At 34.5% G+C, this 18,879-nt stretch carries 18 protein-coding genes and 6 pseudogenes; 12 read left to right on the top strand and 12 right to left on the bottom strand.

Translation table 11 applies throughout. From position 1 onward, the window contains the following. Positions 1 to 112: 112 nt before the first annotated feature. Together pheS and N7U66_RS11580 are read left to right on the top strand one after the other, a co-directional pair. A pseudogene (gene pheS, locus N7U66_RS11585) lies at positions 113 to 1,133 on the top strand (phenylalanine--tRNA ligase subunit alpha). Between the two features lie 170 nt (positions 1,134 to 1,303). Continuing rightward, positions 1,304 to 1,699: a hypothetical protein gene (locus N7U66_RS11580; protein ID WP_267675428.1), complete on the top strand. Its 396-nt coding sequence runs from the start codon at positions 1,304 to 1,306 to the stop codon at positions 1,697 to 1,699. A gap of 51 nt (positions 1,700 to 1,750) precedes the next feature. Here N7U66_RS11580 and N7U66_RS11575 read toward each other — a convergent pair whose 3' ends face one another. After that, the gene (locus N7U66_RS11575) at positions 1,751 to 2,752 is read right to left on the bottom strand and encodes an NAD(P)H-dependent glycerol-3-phosphate dehydrogenase (RefSeq protein WP_267675427.1); all 1,002 of its coding nucleotides are present in this window, start codon (positions 2,750 to 2,752) and stop codon (positions 1,751 to 1,753) included. Between the two features lie 129 nt (positions 2,753 to 2,881). On the opposite strand from N7U66_RS11575, the gene N7U66_RS11570 reads away from it, so the two are divergent. The 3 genes and pseudogenes from N7U66_RS11570 (at position 2,882) to lysM (ending at position 4,502) form a co-directional block, all read left to right on the top strand. Continuing rightward, on the top strand, positions 2,882 to 3,601 hold the full coding sequence (locus N7U66_RS11570) for a nicotinic acid mononucleotide adenyltransferase (protein ID WP_267675426.1): 720 nt from the start codon (positions 2,882 to 2,884) through the stop codon (positions 3,599 to 3,601). A gap of 4 nt (positions 3,602 to 3,605) precedes the next feature. Continuing rightward, complete coding sequence (locus N7U66_RS11565; protein ID WP_267675425.1) at positions 3,606 to 3,845, top strand: hypothetical protein; 240 nt, start codon at positions 3,606 to 3,608, stop codon at positions 3,843 to 3,845. Positions 3,846 to 4,015: 170 nt separating this feature from the next. Continuing rightward, a pseudogene (gene lysM / locus N7U66_RS11560) lies at positions 4,016 to 4,502 on the top strand (peptidoglycan-binding protein LysM). 760 nt (positions 4,503 to 5,262) lie between these two features. Here lysM and N7U66_RS22575 read toward each other — a convergent pair. From N7U66_RS22575 to N7U66_RS11540, 5 genes and pseudogenes are all read right to left on the bottom strand, one after another. Next, positions 5,263 to 5,391 (bottom strand): PLDc N-terminal domain-containing protein, encoded by a 129-nt coding sequence (locus tag N7U66_RS22575; RefSeq protein ID WP_390886655.1) that lies wholly within the window; start codon positions 5,389 to 5,391, stop codon positions 5,263 to 5,265. 446 nt (positions 5,392 to 5,837) lie between these two features. Continuing rightward, on the bottom strand, positions 5,838 to 7,094 hold the full coding sequence (locus N7U66_RS11555; RefSeq protein WP_267675424.1) for a porin family protein: 1,257 nt from the start codon (positions 7,092 to 7,094) through the stop codon (positions 5,838 to 5,840). A gap of 151 nt (positions 7,095 to 7,245) precedes the next feature. Beyond that, entirely contained in the window at positions 7,246 to 7,824 is a 579-nt protein-coding gene (gene nadD / locus N7U66_RS11550) for a nicotinate (nicotinamide) nucleotide adenylyltransferase (protein ID WP_267675423.1), read from the bottom strand. A 69-nt stretch (positions 7,825 to 7,893) separates the two neighbouring features. After that, a pseudogene (gene gmk, locus N7U66_RS11545) lies at positions 7,894 to 8,476 on the bottom strand (guanylate kinase). Between the two features lie 33 nt (positions 8,477 to 8,509). Then, positions 8,510 to 9,366 (bottom strand): annotated as a pseudogene (locus N7U66_RS11540) (YicC/YloC family endoribonuclease). 297 nt (positions 9,367 to 9,663) lie between these two features. Between N7U66_RS11540 and N7U66_RS11535 the strand changes: the two are divergent. Then, positions 9,664 to 10,142: pseudogene (locus tag N7U66_RS11535) on the top strand (acyl-CoA thioesterase). A 28-nt stretch (positions 10,143 to 10,170) separates the two neighbouring features. Here N7U66_RS11535 and N7U66_RS11530 read toward each other — a convergent pair. Genes N7U66_RS11530 through N7U66_RS11515 form a run of 4 tightly spaced genes read right to left on the bottom strand, consistent with a single transcriptional unit; the run spans position 10,171 to position 11,391 of the window. Next, entirely contained in the window at positions 10,171 to 10,554 is a 384-nt protein-coding gene (locus N7U66_RS11530; RefSeq protein ID WP_267675422.1) for an EamA family transporter, read from the bottom strand. Continuing rightward, on the bottom strand, positions 10,523 to 10,909 hold the full coding sequence (locus N7U66_RS11525; protein WP_267675421.1) for a DMT family transporter: 387 nt from the start codon (positions 10,907 to 10,909) through the stop codon (positions 10,523 to 10,525). The genes N7U66_RS11530 and N7U66_RS11525 overlap by 32 nt, the downstream gene beginning before the upstream one ends. Continuing rightward, the gene (locus N7U66_RS11520; RefSeq protein ID WP_267675420.1) at positions 10,881 to 11,045 is read right to left on the bottom strand and encodes a hypothetical protein; all 165 of its coding nucleotides are present in this window, start codon (positions 11,043 to 11,045) and stop codon (positions 10,881 to 10,883) included. The genes N7U66_RS11525 and N7U66_RS11520 overlap by 29 nt, the downstream gene beginning before the upstream one ends. Beyond that, positions 11,035 to 11,391: an arsenate reductase family protein gene (locus N7U66_RS11515; RefSeq protein ID WP_267675419.1), complete on the bottom strand. Its 357-nt coding sequence runs from the start codon at positions 11,389 to 11,391 to the stop codon at positions 11,035 to 11,037. The genes N7U66_RS11520 and N7U66_RS11515 overlap by 11 nt, the downstream gene beginning before the upstream one ends. 108 nt (positions 11,392 to 11,499) lie before the next feature. Here N7U66_RS11515 and N7U66_RS11510 point away from each other — a divergent pair, with 108 nt between their 5' ends. Both N7U66_RS11510 and N7U66_RS11505 read left to right on the top strand, forming a co-directional pair. After that, positions 11,500 to 11,733, top strand: a complete 234-nt coding sequence (locus N7U66_RS11510; protein WP_267675418.1) for a DinB family protein — start codon at positions 11,500 to 11,502, stop codon at positions 11,731 to 11,733. Next, entirely contained in the window at positions 11,702 to 11,965 is a 264-nt protein-coding gene (locus N7U66_RS11505; protein ID WP_267675417.1) for a DinB family protein, read from the top strand. The genes N7U66_RS11510 and N7U66_RS11505 overlap by 32 nt, the downstream gene beginning before the upstream one ends. Before the next feature lie 108 nt (positions 11,966 to 12,073). Here the strand turns inward: N7U66_RS11505 and N7U66_RS11500 are convergent, their stop codons facing one another. After that, positions 12,074 to 12,697, bottom strand: a complete 624-nt coding sequence (locus tag N7U66_RS11500; protein ID WP_267675416.1) for a PdaC/SigV domain-containing protein — start codon at positions 12,695 to 12,697, stop codon at positions 12,074 to 12,076. A gap of 152 nt (positions 12,698 to 12,849) precedes the next feature. On the opposite strand from N7U66_RS11500, the pseudogene N7U66_RS11495 reads away from it, so the two are divergent. Further along, positions 12,850 to 13,990, top strand: a pseudogene (locus N7U66_RS11495) (cystathionine gamma-synthase). A gap of 74 nt (positions 13,991 to 14,064) precedes the next feature. Here the strand turns inward: N7U66_RS11495 and N7U66_RS11490 are convergent. Next, complete coding sequence (locus N7U66_RS11490) at positions 14,065 to 14,892, bottom strand: THC0290_0291 family protein (RefSeq protein WP_267675415.1); 828 nt, start codon at positions 14,890 to 14,892, stop codon at positions 14,065 to 14,067. Positions 14,893 to 15,103: 211 nt separating this feature from the next. On the opposite strand from N7U66_RS11490, the gene gdhA reads away from it, so the two are divergent. The 3 genes from gdhA to N7U66_RS11475 all read left to right on the top strand — a co-directional run bounded on the left by gdhA (position 15,104) and on the right by N7U66_RS11475 (position 18,835). Further along, positions 15,104 to 16,447, top strand: coding sequence for an NADP-specific glutamate dehydrogenase (gene gdhA / locus N7U66_RS11485; RefSeq protein ID WP_267675414.1), 1,344 nt, complete (start codon positions 15,104 to 15,106; stop codon positions 16,445 to 16,447). A 103-nt stretch (positions 16,448 to 16,550) separates the two neighbouring features. Continuing rightward, positions 16,551 to 18,305, top strand: coding sequence for a type IX secretion system anionic LPS delivery protein PorZ (gene porZ / locus N7U66_RS11480; protein WP_267675413.1), 1,755 nt, complete (start codon positions 16,551 to 16,553; stop codon positions 18,303 to 18,305). Continuing rightward, positions 18,215 to 18,835, top strand: coding sequence for a T9SS type A sorting domain-containing protein (locus N7U66_RS11475; RefSeq protein ID WP_267675412.1), 621 nt, complete (start codon positions 18,215 to 18,217; stop codon positions 18,833 to 18,835). The genes porZ and N7U66_RS11475 overlap by 91 nt, the downstream gene beginning before the upstream one ends. Positions 18,836 to 18,879 lie beyond the last annotated feature (44 nt).

Below are 18,879 nucleotides of genomic sequence, written 5' to 3'. Positions count from 1 at the left end.
ACTGTAATGCATTTTGTGATACAAGGTATTTCATACGATACAATTGTTCGAAACGTCTTGGGTAATGAAAATCTCAAGAAAAGTAGTAAATTTGCCAATCATTTAGAAGATTATGATAGAGAAGATTAAAGAACTCATTGCTGAAGCAGAAAGTTTTAAAGCCCAATCGAAGGAAGAGGTGGAAGCCTTTCGTATAAAATACTTGGGCAAAAAAGGGGTGCTCAATGAGTACTTTGCTGAGTTTAAAAATGTGGCTAACGAGCATAAAAAGGAGTTTGGACAGGTCATCAACCAGTTAAAAATTACCGCTCAGGAAAAAGTGAATACGTTAAAGGAGGAGTTGGATAATACTGATGAAACCTTAGGGGTTTATGGAGACTTATCTCGTCCTGGCGAACCTGTTTCAATAGGAGCGCGGCACCCTATTTCGTTGGTAAAAAACCAAATTATAGATATTTTTTCTCAAATAGGATTTAACGTAAGTGAAGGTCCTGAAATTGAAGATGACTGGCATAATTTTACGGCCTTAAACTTACCCGAATATCATCCGGCGCGGGACATGCAGGACACCTTTTTTATTCAAACCAATCCTGATATTTTATTGCGTACGCATACCAGTTCTGTTCAAGTACGTTACATGGAAAATAATCCCCCACCCATTCGTACCATTTCACCAGGACGCGTCTATAGAAATGAAGCGATCTCTGCACGGTCACATTGTTTTTTCCATCAAGTAGAAGGTTTGTATATAGACAAGGAGGTTAGTTTTGCCGATTTAAAGCAAACCTTACAATACTTTACGACCGAGCTATTTGGCAAGTCTAAGATTAGGTTAAGACCCTCATATTTTCCATTTACCGAACCAAGTGCAGAAATAGATGTGTACTGGGGATTAGAAACAGAAACCGATTATAAAATTACCAAGGGTACTGGCTGGTTAGAAATTGGTGGTTGTGGTATGGTTGACCCCAACGTGTTGACCAATTGCGGTATTGATGCCAACGAGTATTCACGGTTTTGCTTTTGGGGTAGGTGTCGATCGTATCGCCATGTTATTACACCAAATAAGTGATATTCGACTGTTAAGCGAAAATGACGTGAGGTTCTTAGAGCAATTTAAAAGTGCTTTATAAATAAAGAATTAAACCTTAAAGAGGCCCAGCAGAATAGTTTCGTTGGGCTTTTTTGTACTTTAGATTTAAAGAGAATATAACTTATTCTTACTTTTGAAATGGCTTCATTCCCTATTTCATCGGTTAAATAAAAATATAAAACAAGTGACCCTTTTTTACGGTAAGCAAGTATGAAAAAAGACATCGACATCCCTAACGTTGAAAACGTTTACATAGCCATTGTAAATGAATACAATGACATTTACAAAACTCAAGATTGGAATGCCTATATTATTAATGATAAAGCGGTAGATCTTGAAATGGTTTTGATTGTAACCAGTGGCTATAGTGAAGATAAAATGACTTCTATCTTTCGTAAGAAATTGGAGTTGCTCCCAAAGAAAAGCTATGCAAAAATAGAACTGATGCAAGAGGATTTATTTGCTTTAAATAATCAATTTAAAGTCTCTTTTTTTGAAGGGAATAAGATGTTTGATAAAACGTACCTTTTTAGAAAGAATACGGTACATTTAAAAGCATTGCAACCGCTACCGCTAATGAAGGCTCGAGGCGTTTTAGTAAAGTAACGTCTAGCGTTTCCTATTAGCTAGTAATAGCAAACGCTTAGACCTTTAAGATTAATCTAACTTTTCAGTCAATTTTTTAAAAACTTTCTTCGCATCTTTGCCTTCATATAGAATATCATACACCGCATTAATAATAGGGAGTTGCGTCTTTTTTTTATTTTTTTTATTGAGCTCAAAGGCACTTTTAGTGGCATAATAGCCTTCGGCAATCATGCTCATTTCCATTTGCGCCGATTTTACCGTGTAGCCTTTCCCAATCATATTTCCAAACATCCTATTCCTAGAAAATACAGAATAGCCTGTAACCAGTAAATCCCCTAAATAAGCCGAATTGTTAATATTACGTTTCATTTTATGCATTTTTTTGATAAAACGTTTCATTTCACGAATAGCATTACTCATTAGTACACTTTGGAAATTGTCTCCGTAGCCCAATCCGTGGGCAATTCCAGCAGCAATGGCATAAATGTTTTTTAACATCACCGCATACTCCGTACCAATGACATCATCACTAATTTTAGTTTTTATATAATCACTAGATAACGCCTGAGCAATGAGTTTTGCTTTTTCTGCATCCACACAAGAAATAGTAAGATAAGACAACCGTTCTAAAGCAACTTCTTCTGCATGACAAGGCCCAGCAATAACACCAATGTTTTCAAAAGGCACATTATAATTTGAGTGAAAGTGTTCTCCTAAAAGTAAACCAGTTTCAGGAATAATGCCTTTTACAGCACTAACTACAATCTTATCTGTAAGTTCTAAATGGAGTTTTTTTAATTCATCACTTATAAATGCAGAAGGAATAACAAATATTAATACATCGGCATAAGCTACCATTTCATTAATGTCATTACTAAGCTGTAATTTTTCTAAATTGAACTCCACCGAACTTAAATAGCTTGGGTTGTGCTGTTCTTTTAATAAATGTTCTTTGGTATAAACGCTGCGCATGTACCATCCTACTTTTTCTTGGTTTTCACATAGCATTTTCACTATGGCAGTCGCCCAACTTCCGGAGCCAAAAACAGCAAATTTTAATTTGTTACTCATAAATCAATTTCTAATCTAGTTCAAAAATACGGAAATTATAGTATTTAATAATCTATTGATAATCAAAACAATAGCATTTTTGGCACGTCTTTTGAAAACCCAGTAATAGCAATCCTAAAACGACAGATTATGAAAACATTTAAATTACTCTCGATATTTGCTTTAATAGCAACGTTATTTACTTCGTGTTACACAGAAGTAGTGGTAGAAGAAGAATATGTAGGTAGTGGATCTCCAGTAGTTCCAGCAATAACTTTAGAACAAATGCTACGGTCATACGAATTATGGTATGTAGACATTAATCAAACCATTGGCTACGGTGAAACGCCTTTTTTACAAATTGCTTTTACAGTATCGTTTAAAAACGGAGCGCTTTATGCTAACAATAATTTGGTGGGCATTGGGAGTCAGGGTAACGGGTTTGGTATTCCTATAGGATATTACGACACAAGTAATATGATATTAAATGTTGATCATGATATTGATGGCTATGATAGTTTTGATGTCTATCAAATAGATAACAATACTATTGAATTATATAACCCGTATAATGACACCTCTTATTTCTTAAATGGTTACCAACGTTCAACCTTTGATTATGACTATGTTTTTTATGATAACATTCGTTATTTTATGCAAGAATATGAAGCTTGGGAAAAAACATATACCAGTGAATATGGTGCTTTGAATGAGTTTGATAATGAAAACTATTTACAGTTTTTGTCGGGAGGTAATGACAATACCTTTAGAAGTTCTCAAGATCAAATGGGTACGAATCCAAATAGTTTATACTGGGATTTCACGGGTATCTATGGTGTAGCAGATGTATCTCGGCAATATGTACTCTAAGATAATGACATTAAATTATGATTATTTTGATAATGAATACTTTGAGCTAAGTGTCATCAATGATCAGACCGTCGAGTTATTTCATACAACGTCGGGAACAGTTTATGAATTTAAGGGCCGTGGGTATATTGAATTCTTAAAGGAAGGAAAAATTTTAGATAAATCTAAATCTTCAGCAGAAAAGAAACGGAAACAACGCACCGTTAAAAAAGAAAATTCACGAGTTAACACTAGAGAAAAGTAAATTTTGCTTGATTGATTTTATGAAACTGTTTTAAGAAACATCTTAAAACAGTTTTTTTTTTGCTCTATATTTTTTTTAAGATAATAATAAGATTTATAAGTTGCAATTGAAAGAGATTTTATCCAACTTTACGTGATACATAGTATTAACCAATTAAAACAATTTAAATTATGGGATTATTTTCATTTATTAAAAATGCCGGCGCAAAGATTTTCGGTATAGGAAAAACAGATAAAGAAGAAGCGAAAGATGCTGCTGAGGCAGAATTAAAAAAAGAAGCCGCTGCGGCAAGAAAATTAGAAGAAACAATAAGAGATTTAGAGTTACATGTTGAAGGTTTAAGTGTGCATATTGACGATGATAAAGCAACGATTTACTGGTCGGGCACAAAATCAATCCACTCGTGAAAAAGCTATCTTGGTCGTAGGAAATAGCGAAGGTATTGCGACGGTAGACGACCAAATGACGGTGGAGCATAAAGAACCTGAAGCACAATTTCACACGGTTGTTAGTGGAGATACTTTAGGGAAAATTGCTAAGAAGTTCTATGGTGATGCCATGAAATATCCAGTTATTTTTGAAGCGAACAAACCCATGTTAGAGCATCCGGATAAGATTTACCCAGGACAAGTACTACGTATCCCAGCATTAGACTAAAAAGAATCTATTTCAGGAAATAAAAAAAGCCAACTCATAAAGAGTTGGCTTTTTTTCCGCTATTAATCAAACTAATAAATAAAACCTACATTACCTATTAGAGGTACTTTAGAATCACTTTTGAGAAAGCTTTTAATAAAGTACTGATTCAAAACTAGGGTAAACTTAAGGAGTCTACAAATGAATTTTTTGCATTTTTATGCATTTCATCGAAAAATAGTGATTTTAGACCGTTTGTGGTACGGTAAAAACCGTAAAACCGAAAAAAAGCGGGTTTTGGGCTTTTAAAAAAGGACGGTTTTTGAAGAAATTGTGGAAATATCAATTACGGTAATGACTATTTATTAAAACACAAGAACAAAAAAACAGTCTGAATCGTAAAGGTCAGGTGTGTTTCAATTTTAAATTAGCTAATAGTAACATGGTCAACATTTAAAACGAGCTTCTATATGGTTTTTTTTCGAAAGGGTACTGGTTTTAAATATTCTATTTCCTTTGTTTCAAAATACAAGGAAATTAAGAGGTTATTCAATACATGTTGAAAAGGTAACGTGTGCTAGTGTTTCCAATTCGTTTAAAACATGTAGTTCGCGAAGCTTGTCATGTGAGGTGTTGCATATTGGAGCACGATAGAAATAGGTGTTCAGCAAATGTCGTTCCTTTAACAAAAAATGCCAACTCTATTAGAGTTGGCTTTTTTTTGAGCTAATAATTTAAGGGATAAATATGAGCTTAATTGTTTGTAAGTGATGTATGTGAATCACTCCTGGATTAGATAATTAATAAAATACGCCGTTGAGCCTATAAATGGAAGACCTAAAATGAAAAGCACCCAATACAATTTATTCTGATTGTTGTTTTTGTTTACAAGCCACAGACTTAAAGCCATGTAGCCGAATAAAATTAACAACAAAAGCAATAGGTTTGTGGAGCTTACTACGTTCATTTCGTGAATTTTTATCAAAACTATAGTAATGGACCATTGCTTACAAAAGTATTTTTGCAGATTTTGTGCAGTTCGTCGAAAAGTGTTGTTTTTTAGTGTTTTGCTGTACGGTAAAAACCGTAAATGAAGAAAAATATTACATTTTAGGCACTAAAAAAAGGATGCTTTTTTAGTAAACGTAAGGCTATAGGGGGCTCTGTATGATGTTTTTTGAAGCACACTCGTGTTTTATACCTTCATTATTTTAAATACTAAACATTAGCTACCTGATAGTTTTGAACATATCAATTCAATCTAATTTGTTATTACTAGAGCAGGCTTAAAACAAGTTTAAAGAGATTTCACGTCCAATAAGGGGTTTAGCCATTTAAAAATAGAAGTGTTTGAGTTTAATTAAATACGTAACCAAAGGTTAAGGCGAGGTTATTATAATTAGTATTCCAAGAAGGATGATTATTTAATATCTTTCTGCTGGTTAAGAGGGTCAATTCTAATGTGTATTTACTGTGGTAATTATACCCTGCTCCCAGTGCAAAACTAGGCTTAGAAGAGATGTCTAAATCAAATAACTCCGTACCTTCGGCTCTATCAGCAGATATTGAGCTAGACATAGGCATATCTATTATCGCAGATAAATTGAAAAATAATTTTGAGTCGGCATTAAGAAAAGAATAATATCTAACCCCAATAGGGAACTCTAGTGATTTGTAATTTACGTATACAATTGTTTTTTTAGTAACCAAAGACGTTTGTAAATACGTTATTTCTTTTTCTGATTTAAAGGATTGGTAAGTAGGCTGTACTATTAATGACCACTTATTTTTATTAAACGGTAGAATGAACTCAGTTTCAACCCCAATTCTTAACGTTAACTTACTGTCAAAATTTGTATCCCAAGAAGGAATGGGCATGTTCTGTATTTTCAATGATGTAGCACTTAGCCCAAGTCTAGCTGAAAAATTAAAAAGATCTTTTTTTGGTCTTTTAATTGAGAAGCTTTCGTAATTTGGATCTTTACATTTATTATAATTTTCGAATATTTTTTTAAGCTCTCTTTCCTTATAATTCGTGTTTTTTATATCTTTTTGTGAAATGCTGCTACAATTTAAATTATTCAACAATTGTTGCTTGTATGCATTGTTTGTTCTAATGATATTTTTGTACTCCCCCTCGTCCTCTGAATCTAAATAACTTTTAAAAATGAGTTGCTCAGGATTGGTATTGGGAGAATCAATGTTAAAAAAATAGCGGCCTAAGTTGCTATCTTCATAGGAATATAAATTGGCAGTGCCTTCCACTATAAGTTTTAAAAAAAGAATTTCTTCATTAAAGGAAGGGGCTCTTTCCTCACTCATATACTTTATAATTTCACGAGATCTGTCTATGTTTACAACAAATCTATTATATTTTACAGAATTTGTAATGCTAAACTCCTTTACAGTTTCTATTGTTGCTGTGTTGGATTCTATAGTAGTTTCAGATAATTTATATTCAAATGACGTAGGATTGTTTTTCCAATCCATGTTTTTAATAAAACAATTGGTTTTTTGATCTTCATTATTTATAAAGTATCCAGGTTCATACGATATTTGCGCGTAACCATTAAGGGTAAAGATGGTGATAAAAAAAAGTATAGTATGCTTCATGTTTTATTGGTAAAAATCAGTTGGCGAAAATAGTCTTTAGTGTTAGAAAAAATAATTTATTCGCTACAAATTTTTGAAAAAAGTAGTTATTAATTCGGGGATCTTCCTTCTTGGATCACATTTAATGTGCCTGTTCACGGTCTATTATTTTCTACCTATAAAAATTCATCTTATCTAGGTATTCCCATACGTTCTCAGGCAACAATGGCTTTACGCTTTTCCCTGCTTTTATAGCATTGCGAATCATGGTCGAAGAGATCTCTATGATGGGAGCTTCAACTTCGTGAATTTTTTTGTGTCCTGCAAACTGTGTGTCTACAGCCCCTTGAGAAATCCTTGGATACACATAAATAGCATGATTTTGAAGTATGACTTCATAATTTTTCCACTTGTGAAAGCTCTTCAAATTATCGGCTCCCATAATAAGAGAAAATTGATATTTGGGATGTTTTTCTTGAAGATAAGTGAGGGTGTTTATTGTGTAATTAGGTTGAGGTAAATTAAACTCGATAGCACTTGGTTTTAACTTGATATAATCTTTAGTTGCTAGATAGACCATTTCTAAGCGTTGATAATTATCTAACAACGTATGTTTCTTTTTAAACGGGTTATGAGGTGTAACTACAAACCAAACCTGATCCAAATCGCTATTTTCTACCATTTGGTTGGCAATAATTAAATGCCCAACATGAATGGGATTAAACGAACCAAAATAAAGACCAATGTTCATTGTTTAATTGTTTTTCTCGGAGTTGCATTGAATGTAGGCGAAGGACCAATCATACATGGCACCCGGTGTTTAGCTTTGAGTTTCACTTATTATAAAATGACCAACAACACCTTCAGCCTCTTTTAAAGCTTTTTCTAAATTATCATTTTCTATAATCACATCAAAAAGAGGCGCCGTCGCTAACTCTGCACTAGCTTTAGCCACGCGCATGTTAATTTTATCGTCGCTTTCGGTTTTACGGTTTTTTAATCTTATTTTTAACTCATCAATACTTGGTGGCTTCACAAAAACAGCTAACGTTTGCTCGGGAACTTACGCTTAATTCGAAGCCCCCCGAAACATCGATGTCGAAAATAACATTTTTGCCTAATGCCCAAAGACGCTCTACCTCGGTCTTAAGGGTGCCATAAAAATTATCTCTGTAAACTTCTTCCCACTCTAAAAAGTCTTCATCTTTTATATGTTGCTTAAATTCGTGGGCAGACATAAAATAGTAGTCTTCTCCATGTACTTCTTGTCCACGTTTTTCTCGTGAAGTAGCAGAAATTGAAAACGCAAGGTTTAGGTCTTCTTGCTTTAGCAAATGTCTTACAATAGTTGTTTTTCCAGATCCTGATGGCGCAGAGAATACAATGAGTTTTCCTTCTTTCATTATTTATTTTCTTTGTTCACTTTTAAAAGTTTATTAAAGGACGTTCAACAATTGTTCTTTAATTTTCTCCAGTTCATCCTTCATTTGCACCACCAATTGTTGCATTGGTGCATAATTACTTTTCGAACCAATAGTATTGATTTCTCGACCCATTTCTTGACCAATAAAGCCTAGTTTTTTCCCATTAGAGTCTTGAGAATTTAATGTTTCAATGAAATACCCTAAATGGTTTTTTAACCTTACTTTTTCTTCTGTGATATCAAATTTTTCTATATAGTAAACTAATTCTTGCTCAAAACGGTTTTCATCATATTTCTCACGTAACTCATCAACACCTTTCCTTAAGCGTTCGCGCACCCCCTCAATGCGTTCAGGATCCATGGCAATCACTTGCTCTAATAAATCACTAATAGTTGCTACGCGATCTTTAAAATCTTCTTCTAAAACCTTACCTTCATTTAAGCGATATTCATTTATGGCTTTTATGGCATTTTTAATGTCAGCTTCAATGTGTTTCCATTCGTTTTCGTCTATTTCTTCCCGTTCTGTATTTAAAGCATCCGGAAAACGCACTGCCATTTTTAGTAAATCTATCTCCTCGCCGTCAACGACATTTTTTAATTGCTGGATGTACTGTTTCACAACAGGGGTGTTAATTTTAGTTGAAGTGTCCTCGGCAGTCGCTTCAACATAAATAGAAAAATCTATTTTTCCACGATCCAATTCTTTCGCCATTAGTTTACGTAAATACAATTCTTTTTCTCTATAAATAGAAGGCATTCGGCATTCAAATCGAAGCTTTTGCTATTAAGCGATTTAAGCTCAATTGTTATTTTTTTTGTTGGTAATTGTAATACAGATTTACCATAACCTGTCATTGAATGTATCATAAAATAATTTATAAAGTTGAGCAAAAGTACGGGTTTTTTTTTGTTTGGAAATTTCGCTTACCATAAAATAAGTGGTAAACGAACGAAGCGGTTCTTTAATTTAATGAATTGTATTGCAGTTTTGTAAATAAGAATACCGCTTTTATTAGATAACAAATAAAAACAGAACCCTAAGAAAACAGTATTTTTGTATTTTAAAAATAGGAAGTATGCATTGTATATCAGTTTATATTCCTAAAAATAAGTCTTGACGATTGCGGTCTAAGCGTTAAAAAGCATAACCATATAATACATAAAATGTACACAAAACAATTCGAAATACGTTGGAGTGATGTTGATGCCAATAGACATTTAGCCAATTCGGCATATACCAATTTTATGAGTCACACCCGTATGGGGTTCTTGATAGAGCAAGGGTTTACCATGAAGGAGTTAGCGACTTATAACATTGGCCCTGTCGTTTTTTATGAACACATGCATTATTTTAAAGAAGCTTTTCTAGGACAGCCCATAACAGTCTCGCTAGAAGTTTCGGACTTAGTGAAAACGGTGCCTTTTTTAAATTCGATCATAATTTTTATAACCATAAAGGTGAAAATATAGCTTTTTGCGAAATGCTTGGTGCTTGGATTGATTTAGGGGCAAGAAAAATGACGAGCTTACCAAAAGCATTATTAGAACTTGCAGATCATTTTCCAAAATCTCAGGACTACAAAATTTTGACTAAAGAAGATACACGAGCAAACGGCAGACGGCCTAAAAATTTAAATTTATAGCTTGTTATTTTTAATTGCTTTGGGTTTTTTAGTTACCGAGATAGACGCCTGCGAATATTAAGGTAGACGCTATCAATTTTACAGCGGTTATAGCATCGCTTCCCATAATAATAGCAAATAGACCAGCGATTACAGGTTGAATATAAATAAAAGTACTCACAGTGGAAGCTTTTAAATAGCGAAGCGATAAAGGGTTCAACACGTAAGTGCCAAAAGTAGCTCCAACAACAATAAAAAACACAGAGAAATAGATGTAAGGAGTAAAGGTCTCTAGTGGGGTTGCTTTTAAATCTTGGAATCCAAAAGGTAAGACGAGCAAGAATCCAAACAAAAACAGCCAGCGTATAAATGTGAAAGGATGGTATTTGTCTGTTAGTTTTTTAATAATGATTATATAAATACTGTAAGACACAGCATTTATGAAAATAAATAGATTTCCTAATGAAATATTTTCGCCAACGAGATTGCCTCGGCCGTAGATGCTTAAAACCAAAGCTCCGAGAAAAGCCTAGCACAACACCTATAATTTTTAGCGTCGTAATACGCTCTTTTAAATAGATAGCAGACAGCACTAATACGATTATTGGAACGGTAATCATTATTACAGAGGCATGAATAGGTGTGGTGTATTCTAAACCTTTTATAAAGAGCAGCATGTTTATGGCAACACCAAACACCGCTCCAAAAAAGAATGTTTTATAGTCTTTTTTATCGATTTTTTCTTTTGGCCCTATGTTTTTAAATAACCGTGAATAGTGATGCAGCACCTATAATTCGCAAAAGCACAAGTCCGTTGGAGCGCATATGTCCACCCGATAAAACCACTTTTACAAAGGTGTAATTCAGGCCATACAGTAATTGTACAGCAAATGCAGCAATTAAAGCCCAATATCTAGTTTTCATTTAAAGCCATATTTACAGCTTCAATATTGTTTTTAGAATTGCCAATAAAGATTTTGTCATTTAAAATAAAAACGGGACGACTTAAAAAAGTATAGTGTTCTAGGATGAGGGTTCTATAATCTGTTTCCGTAAGCGCTTTATGTTTTAAATCACGCTGCTTATATAGGGTGGCTCTTTTGCTGAAAAGTGCTTCGTAGCTTCCAGCGAGTGCTTTCATTTCATCAATTTGTGTTTCAGTAATGGCGTCTGTTTTTATATTCTGAAGGCGGGTGTCTTGAGGTAAATCTAGTGCTTTTAGAATACGAATACAGGTACTGCAAGATTTAAGATAGTATACTTTGTTCATTGAAAATTCTTTTGCATTTCCACGGAAGTAGAAATCTCTAAAATATTTAATTCTACAAAGTAAATTCATTTGTAATAGATTCCATTATATTTATAAAAAAAATGATTTATGGATTTTACTTTTGATGTTTTTGCTAAAACCGGAGGCTTTTTTAAAGCCTACTTAGAAGAATTGTCACTTGCGCAACTTAACGCCATTCCTAATGGATTTAATAATAATGTGATTTGGAATATTGGACACTGTATTGTTACAGAGCAGATTTTAGTTTACAAATTGTCCGGTTTGAAGCCTCATGTAAGCGAAGCGCTTATTGAAAAAATACAAAAAGGGAACGAAGCCTGATGGAAAGGCAACCCAAGCCGATGTTGATGAATTAAATGAATTAGCTTTCTCTACAATAGAACATACAAAAGCCGATTTTGGCTCTAAAACCTTTAGTACATTTCACGAGTATACCTTATCCACAACAGGAAACACGCTAACGAATGTTAGCCAAGCCATTCAGTTTGCATTGGTTCACGAAGGGATGCACGCGGGTTATATTTTAGCGTTATTGCGTGTTTTAAAAGTTTAAATAGGGATTGGCCTCAATATAAGGAATGGTAAATTCAATGATATGATTACTAATAGAATTGAAGGTGTCATAAAAAACAATAACACCATCTTCGCTAAAGCCTATATTTTACGGGATTTCAAACGCTTTAGCTTCAAAGGCAGAAATGCGACTTTCATTTGCAGACAATAATTCTTTGTCGTAGTACTTTTTAGCTAGAATGGTAAAGGCTTGAACATCATTAATTAAATTTTTGGTAGTGAGTTGTTTTCCGGTTTTAATATCAAAATTATAAAACTCAAAAACGAGGTTGCCATGAGCGGCACCCGTATTAACACCAGAGGTCATTGCCATAGAAATGAGCGTTTTATTTGTATAGAGGATTTCGCCATCAATAATAACCTCCCAAACGGGTAGATTTGTATACAATTTGTTTCCCATTTGGGTTTTGAAATTAGCATACGATTTTTTAAAACCAGCAATACTTTTTTTAGTATCTACGTTTATAGGATAAGAATTTTCTATATTTAATACGCTATTAACAAACTGACTCAAAGCGCTATTGATTTGTTTTGCAGCTTCCGAATGGCCTTCTGCCTTTGGGATGTTGATTTCAATAGTTGTTTCGTCTCGGTCAATAATTTGGGTTTCTGTAAATTTTAAGGGAACCTCTTTGTCACAAGAATACAAAACGGTAACAAAAAGTATAAAACCGAATATTTTTAGAAATCTGAAAGGCGCTGTGTTAAACATAGGCTAAAGGTATTAATAGAATTTGAATACAAAGCATGAACGGCTATTTTTGTTGTTACCTACTAAAATAGGGATGGCGCGCGTTTTATTCATGCGAGTAATTAATTTTTTGGTTGATCGATTCAAATTCTAAAACATAATAATATTGAAAGATGAAATTTAACACAAAAACAATTCACGGCAAGCAAAAACTGGATCCGGCTTATGGAGCGGTAATACCTCCCATATATCAAACATCCACTTATGCACAATCTACTCCTGGTGAACATAAAGGATTTGCCTATTCAAGAACGCATAACCCCACACGTCAGGCTTTGGAAAACGCGTTGGCGAGCATTGAAAACGGGGGCTATGGCTTGGTCTTTGGTTCCGGTATGGCGGCAATAGATGCCGTAATGAAGCTTTTACGACCAGGAGATGAAGTGATTTCGAATAACGATTTATACGGTGGGAGCTATCGCCTATTTACTTCAATTTTTGAGGGCTATGGGATTAAATTTCATTTTGTAGACCTACAAAAGGCGTTTAGTATGGAAGAGTATTTAACCGATAAAACAAAATTAATTTGGATAGAAACACCAACAAACCCAATGCTCAATATTATCGATATTCAGGCCTGTGCTGCTATTGCGAAAAAGCACAAAGTCTTATTGGCAGTTGATAACACCTTTGCAACGCCTTATTTACAACAACCTCTCGGAGTTAGGGGCAGACATCGTCATGCATTCGGCAACAAAATATATTGGAGGACATAGTGATTTAGTTTTGGGAGCATTGGTTGTAAAAGACAAACAGTTGGCAGATAAGTTATATTTTATACAGAATGCCAGTGGTGCTATTTGTGGACCACAGGATGCGTTTTTAGCACTGAGGGGAATCAAAACACTTCACGTAAGAATGCAACGACACTGTGAAAACGGCAAGGCTGTTGCTCATTACTTGGCTTCTCATCCTGAAGTAGAAAAAGTGTATTGGCCAGGTTTTGAAGCCCATCCAAATCATGACATCGCAAAATCTCAAATGAAAGATTTTGGAGGCATGCTGTCTTTCACTACCAAAGGAAACAGTTATGATGAGGCGATTAGAGTTGTTGAAAAACTCAAGATTTTCACCCTAGCAGAATCTTTAGGTGGTGTAGAATCTTTAGCGGGGCACCCAGTAAGTATGACGCATGCCAGTATTCCAAAAGAAGCACGTGAGAAATGGGGTGTAGTAGATGCCCTAATTAGGTTAAGCGTGGGCATTGAGGATGAAGAAGATTTAATAAACGATTTAAAACAGGCCTTAGAATAGCATCTCGTTTTATGCATAAACAAAAAAGCTCAAGTGCAATAAACACTTGAGCTTTTTTGTTTGCTTTTTTTAGATTAATTTAAATAATAGATATAACCAAAGTTTAACCAAACCAACCAATCGTTATTTTTGTTATATTCTAATTCATGATTTAATCCATCGACCCAATCACTAAAGTAGTATTGACCTCTAAGATCTAGCATAATATCTGCCAAAGGGGATATTTTATAACGTACACCAACACTTGATACAATAGACCAGGTGCTTCCTGAGCTTGGATCTACAGGTATTTGTAACCCATTAGGATTCGTATCTGCGTTGTAAGGATTATCTGCATACCACGGACTATAGAAATTAGAAAAATCTTGGGCGTTACCATTACCATAATCAGTATTAACCTTTGGGTTATAGGCCACATAGTGCGCACCTAGACTTACAAAAGGAGCAAATTTATAACCAAAAGCTTGAAATGAACGAATACTTAATGGAAAAAACTCAAGTTGCATACCAATATCAAAATTATTGGCCTCGCCAGTATGTGCTCTTAAACGGTTAGATTCCTCACTCGTTTTATTAGGTGCAACAAACTCGCCAACGTGTTCTAGTTTTGTTTTATTCCATGATAGTTCGGTGCGTAACTTAAAATGATCGTTAAAATAATTATCTGTAGTATAACAATTACAATCGGCGCGATATGCAAAATTGATATAATGGACTAGGCCAATACCAAACCCTGTATTTTCTGTATTGGTTTCAAAATCAGAACGCACACCAAAATCCGATTTCATGGCCACAGGGCCAGCTATAATGCCCAACTCGTGAGAGAATCCTAATTGTGCTTTTGCTGTTTGCATAGCAAAGCAAATAAAGAATAGCACAACTATTTGTTTCGTTTTAAACATTGTATTGTTCTGGTTTAGAGGCAACATGTAAGCAAATATAGAAAAATCCGATTAACCAACAAATAATATAGATTAAATGCAGCGAATTAATTTTCTTTCTATTAATTTTTCTTTTGTGAATTTTAAAAAAAAACAATGTCATTTTTAAAGATAATGTATATTTGCAAGAACAATTAACTATATATATAATAGTATCATAATTTTACTTTTAATGAAAAATAAAATACAAGCATTTTTAGACTTAGTTAAGGAGAAAAATAGTCATGAACCTGAATTTTTACAGGCCGTACATGAAGTAGCTGAAACAGTCATTCCTTTTATAGAAGACAATCCACAATACCAAAATAAAATGTTGTTGGAGCGCATGGTAGAACCAGAACGCACGATTATATTCAGAGTGCCTTGGATTGATGACAAAGGCGAAACTCAGGTAAACAGAGCTTTTAGAGTTGAGTTTAATTCTGCTATCGGACCGTATAAGGGCGGTTTACGTTTTCATCCTTCGGTAAACCTAAGTATTCTTAAATTTTTAGGTTTTGAACAAGTGTTTAAAAATTCTTTAACAACACTACCAATGGGTGGTGGAAAAGGAGGGAGTGACTTTAACCCAAAAGGAAAAAGTGACAACGAAGTGATGCGTTTTTGTCAATCATTTATGAGTGAATTATTCCGTCATATAGGCCCAAATACAGATGTTCCTGCGGGTGATATAGGTGTTGGAGGACGTGAAATAGGTTATATGTTCGGACAATATAAAAGGTTACGTAATGAATTTACGGGCGTGTTAACTGGAAAAGGTATTTCTTATGGTGGTTCATTAATTAGACCGGAAGCGACAGGTTATGGTTGCGTTTATTTTGCAAAAAACATGTTGGCAACAAAAGGAGATTCTTTTAAAGGAAAAACCGTGGTTATCTCCGGTTACGGAAATGTCGCGCAATATGCTTGTGAGAAAGCAACACAACTGGGTGCTATAGTATTAACTATGTCAGACTCAGGAGGTTATATTTACGATGAGGCGGGTATAGATGAAGAGAAATTAGCACACATCATGGACATTAAAAACGTGAAACGTGGAAGAATTAGTGACTATATAGAAGCTTATCCTAACGCTACTTATCACGAAGGAGAAAGACCTTGGGGTGTTAACTGTGATGTCGCGATGCCGTGTGCTACTCAAAACGAATTAGATAAAGAAGAGGCTGAAACTCTAGTTAAAAATAAGGTTATAGCAGTAGCAGAAGGCGCGAATATGCCTACTACTCCGGAGGCGATTGAAGTTTTACAAAAAGCGAAAGTGTTATTCTCCCCAGGAAAAGCATCGAATGCTGGTGGTGTAGCAACTTCAGGTTTAGAAATGAGCGTGAATTCATTGCGTTACAATTGGACAAGAGAAGAGGTTGACGCTAAGTTAAACCAAATTATGAACGACATTCATGAGTCTTGTGTAACATATGGACGACAAAAAGATGGAAGCATAGATTACGTAAAAGGAGCAAATATCGCCGGATTTGTTAAAATAGCAGATGCTATGTTAGCACAAGGTGTAGTATAAAACGTTTTGATAAGACTATTAAAAGCTCCTAAAATCAGGAGCTTTTTTTATTTTTTTATATAATTTCTTCTGTTTCTACGTTATATGTTCGTAATTACAAATTATGAAAGTTAGGTTTTTATTTATATTATTTATATTTCCGTCTCTAATCTTTAGTCAAGACCTTTTTCCAGGGTGGACGGGTTGTTTTTCATATCTAGACGTCTCTAGTATTTCATATGGAGAAACCAAAATTTTTGGAGCAGCAGAAAATGCTATTTTTGTTTATGATGTAACTACTAATGAAATTGATAAAATATCAACCATCGAAGGGTTGTCGGGAGAAACCATTTCAAGTATTGAATATATAGAAAATAAAGGGTTGCTCTTTATTGGGTTTGAAAATGGATTGATTCAGATTTATATTGAATCGAGTAGAGATGTTAAAACGATAGTCGATATTTTAGAGAAGCCCTCTATTCCTCCAAACGATAAAATAATTAATGATTTTTATTTGACTGGGAATGAGGTTTATATCTCAACAAATTATGGTATTTCTGTTTATGATAGTAGCGCTTTAGAATTTGGTGACACCTATTTTATAGGAGACAACGGTGCTCAAATTAAAATTAATGAAACGGCAGTATTCAATGGTTTTATCTATGCAGCGACAGAAAATGGCTTAAGAAAAGCGGCATTAGATAATCCTAATCTTATAGATTATCAACAATGGGAATGGGTAACAGCAATCCCGTTTAATGGTATCGTATCGACAGGGTTAAAGCTGTACGGGACTAGTGCAAATGGTAGACTTTATGATCTAACGAATGGGTCTGCTGTTTCATTAATTTTGTATGCCACACCTCCATTAGATATGCGCTACTCAAATGAAAACCTCGTGGTGACCATTACAAATAACATTTACATTTACACCGAAAATTTCGAGGAAGTACGTACGGTTTCTGCAGTAGATTATAATAATGTTACCTTTACATCTGCATTCACAGATCTCTCTAAGAACAAAATTTATATTGGTTCTAGCCGTGTTGACACGATTGGGCTATCGGGTTTAGGAATTATTGAAATAGACATCAATGCGCCCTCTGTATTTCAAGAAATTCATCCGCAAAGTCCGCTACGAAATTATTTTTTTCAAGTAAGAACGCAATCGAGTGAAGTTTGGGTTACTCATGGAAGTCACGATGCAAATTATAATCCATATGCAGGTATTAGAGAATCTGGTCTAAGTCATTATATCAACGAGCAATGGAATAATATTTCTTACAATTCTTTAACGACAATTACTCCAAATCCTTGGGCACTAACATATCTTTCTATAAATCCTTTTAATACTGGAGAGGTCTATGTTAGTTCTTCTATTAAAGGGCTAGTTTATATCAAAGATAGCGAGCCAATTACCTTTTATAATGAAGGCAATAGTACATTAACTCCTTTTATTCCTGAAAACACGTTTGTTTTCGCTAGTAACTTTGACAAAGATGGAGCGCTCCGGGTATTAAATGCTAGAAATGAAAGGCCCCTTAATCGATTTAAAGAAGGCCAATGGGAAAGCTTTAGCTTAGAACCACTTATTAGCCCCGCTACAGAAAATGCGGGCTTCTCTTCCATCGTTTTCGATAACAACGAGACTGTTTTTATGGGATCACATGGTTTTGGACTCATAGGATTTAACGTCACGACAGGAGCTATTAAAAACATAAGTCAAATAGGACAAAACATGCCTTCACCATCTGTAAAAACAATGGCTATAGATAAACAAAATCAGTTATGGTTAGGTACAGACAAAGGGCTAAGAATAGTAACCAACACATTAGAATTTATGGAGGGTGTGCCGAAGTTTCTAATATTGTTATTTTAGACGATGGGGTTCCTAGAGAATTATTGTTTCGACAATTTGTAACCGATATAGAAGTTGATGGATCCAATAATAAATGGATTGCAACATTGGATACCGGAGTTTATTATTTTTCTTCAGATGGACAGGAAACCATTTATCATTTTACAAAAGACAATTCACCACTCCCTTCAAATGATGTTTTAGATGTTGCTATAGATGCTACCAGCGGTCAAGTTTATTTTGCTACTGAGAAAGGGATGGTTGCCTTTAATTCTGAAACCTCTGCTCCAGTAGATGGTTTGGAAGCGACCTATGTTTACCCAAATCCTGTTAGGCCTAGTTTTAACATTAATGAAAAAAAGGTGAAAATTAAAGGCATAACAGGCAATGTTAATATAAAAATAACAGATATAGAAGGTAACTTAGTGACTGAAGGAGAGTCAAGAACAAACGCGAGATTTAAAGGGTACAACTTAGAAGTTGTTGGAGGAACAGCCCTTTGGAATGGGAAAAATATGTCCGGTAGAACAGTGGCTTCGGAGTCTATTTGATCTTAATCTCAGATTTGGAGTCTTTCGAGACTAAAACACTTAAA

The sequence above is a fragment of the Lacinutrix neustonica genome (assembly GCF_026625145.1).
Taxonomy (GTDB): Bacteria; Bacteroidota; Bacteroidia; order Flavobacteriales; family Flavobacteriaceae; genus Lacinutrix; species Lacinutrix neustonica.
This window is presented reverse-complemented; position numbering and strand designations above follow the sequence as displayed.

Excerpts from the sequence above, each read along its gene's own strand:
- N7U66_RS11555 (WP_267675424.1), bottom strand. The coding sequence starts at position 7,094 with ATGAAGCATACTATACTTTTTTTTATCACCATCTTTACCCTTAATGGT.
- N7U66_RS11570 (WP_267675426.1), top strand. The coding sequence starts at position 2,882 with ATGAAAACATTTAAATTACTCTCGATATTTGCTTTAATAGCAACGTTA.
- porZ (WP_267675413.1), top strand. The coding sequence starts at position 16,551 with ATGAAAGTTAGGTTTTTATTTATATTATTTATATTTCCGTCTCTAATC.
- N7U66_RS11580 (WP_267675428.1), top strand. The coding sequence starts at position 1,304 with ATGAAAAAAGACATCGACATCCCTAACGTTGAAAACGTTTACATAGCC.
- N7U66_RS11490 (WP_267675415.1), bottom strand. The coding sequence starts at position 14,892 with ATGTTTAAAACGAAACAAATAGTTGTGCTATTCTTTATTTGCTTTGCT.
- nadD (WP_267675423.1), bottom strand. The coding sequence starts at position 7,824 with ATGAACATTGGTCTTTATTTTGGTTCGTTTAATCCCATTCATGTTGGG.
- N7U66_RS11475 (WP_267675412.1), top strand. The coding sequence starts at position 18,215 with ATGGTTAGGTACAGACAAAGGGCTAAGAATAGTAACCAACACATTAGA.
- N7U66_RS11510 (WP_267675418.1), top strand. The coding sequence starts at position 11,500 with ATGGATTTTACTTTTGATGTTTTTGCTAAAACCGGAGGCTTTTTTAAA.
- N7U66_RS11515 (WP_267675419.1), bottom strand. The coding sequence starts at position 11,391 with ATGAACAAAGTATACTATCTTAAATCTTGCAGTACCTGTATTCGTATT.
- N7U66_RS11500 (WP_267675416.1), bottom strand. The coding sequence starts at position 12,697 with ATGTTTAACACAGCGCCTTTCAGATTTCTAAAAATATTCGGTTTTATA.
- N7U66_RS11565 (WP_267675425.1), top strand. The coding sequence starts at position 3,606 with ATGACATTAAATTATGATTATTTTGATAATGAATACTTTGAGCTAAGT.
- N7U66_RS11575 (WP_267675427.1), bottom strand. The coding sequence starts at position 2,752 with ATGAGTAACAAATTAAAATTTGCTGTTTTTGGCTCCGGAAGTTGGGCG.
- gdhA (WP_267675414.1), top strand. The coding sequence starts at position 15,104 with ATGAAAAATAAAATACAAGCATTTTTAGACTTAGTTAAGGAGAAAAAT.
- N7U66_RS22575 (WP_390886655.1), bottom strand. The coding sequence starts at position 5,391 with ATGGCTTTAAGTCTGTGGCTTGTAAACAAAAACAACAATCAGAATAAA.
- N7U66_RS11520 (WP_267675420.1), bottom strand. The coding sequence starts at position 11,045 with ATGAAAACTAGATATTGGGCTTTAATTGCTGCATTTGCTGTACAATTA.